The organism is Paenibacillus rhizoplanae (assembly GCF_042684125.1).
In the GTDB taxonomy this organism is placed as follows: Bacteria; Bacillota; Bacilli; order Paenibacillales; family Paenibacillaceae; genus Paenibacillus_AQ; species Paenibacillus_AQ rhizoplanae.
The window spans coordinates 1-1228 of record NZ_JBHUKY010000070.1; the positions used below are offsets into that span (position 1 = coordinate 1).

Annotated in this window: 1 protein-coding gene; it reads right to left on the reverse strand. The window is 47.2% G+C overall.

What is annotated here, in order from left to right:
• Positions 1 to 12: 12 nt before the first annotated feature.
• A protein-coding gene (locus ACFSX3_RS27185) for an IS630 family transposase (protein ID WP_379257441.1) occupies positions 13 to 1153 on the reverse strand; the annotation gives its coding sequence in 2 pieces (ribosomal slippage) (positions 13 to 715 and positions 714 to 1153; 1143 coding nt in all).
• Between the last annotated feature and the right edge of the window lie 75 nt (positions 1154 to 1228).

The following is a 1228-nucleotide window of genomic DNA, read 5'->3' on the forward strand; positions in this document are numbered from 1 at the left end:
ACTAGTACAGCATCAGTCTTTAAATTGTGGATAAAGTCTTTTAAGTTTTATCCGCGCATCTTCCGTAGTGAATTGCCAATCTATGCCCCGTTGAGAGGTGTTACGAGCAGATTCCCATTCGGCCAATTCGTCTGCTAACTCTTCCATGGACGGAATTCGTCTTGCTAAACATTGGCGCGTCATTACGCTCAGCTCAATTTCAGCAATATTCAGCCAACTGCCATGTTTGGGGGTGTAATGAATTTCGAGCCGTTTGGCTAGACGCAAGGCGGTTTCCGCTTCAAAGGCTTCATAGAGTGAGGCGATCGAATGCGTGTTTAAATTATCCATCACCAAACGAATTTTGGGTGCACTGGGGTAATGTACGTCTAACAGTTCTCGAACTTGCTCTGCCCATTCGATTTTGGTACGGCGAGGACGGACACTGACGTGTCTCCAGCCCGCAAGCGGTTCGGTGAAGATAAAGATACTGCAGGTCCCATGGCGTACGTATTCGGAGTCTTCACGCAGCGGCTTGGCGGGCTTCATCGGGATCGGTTTTCGAGCGTCATCCAGCAGTTGGAACGGTTTCTCATCCATGCAAATCACAGGACATTCGCTGTCGTAGGGCAAATGGTAGACCTCTAACACATCTTCCATAGCAGCTACAAACGCTGCATTCTGTTTTGGTGGAATGCACCAACACTTACGAAGATGGGGTTTGAGTTCGTTTTTTTAAAATACGGTCCACGGTGTCGTACGAAATACTGTCAATGTATCCTAGCTCTACGGTCTTATCTGCCAAAAGTCGAAGCGTCCACCGACTCCTTCCCGCTGGTGGTGCACTGCAACTGAGCGCGATGATTTTCGCCTCCAATTCACCGGTAACTTTTGGAGGATTTGGCGGTGTCAGTCTCTGTTTTCGTTCAATAGCAGGCTGTAATCCCTTTTTCGCAAAGGTTTTGCGGACCAGATAGACTGTGTTGGTGTGGATGTGTAATTGCTCTGCAATGGCAATGTCGGAGAGCTTGCCGCCCACCCGATTCTCGTCCGCCCATAACAAAATTTGTGCCCGCCGGAGCGAACGTGCAGCCACTTTTCCTTTAGAGCACACGCTTTGTAATTCTTTCTGTTGTTCCGAAGTCAAGTGAACGGTATATTCACGTTTTCTCATAGTCGATACCTCTTTTTTCTCGACTATATCATATCTACCATTAATTAACTAATTTAAATCTGATGCTGTACTAGT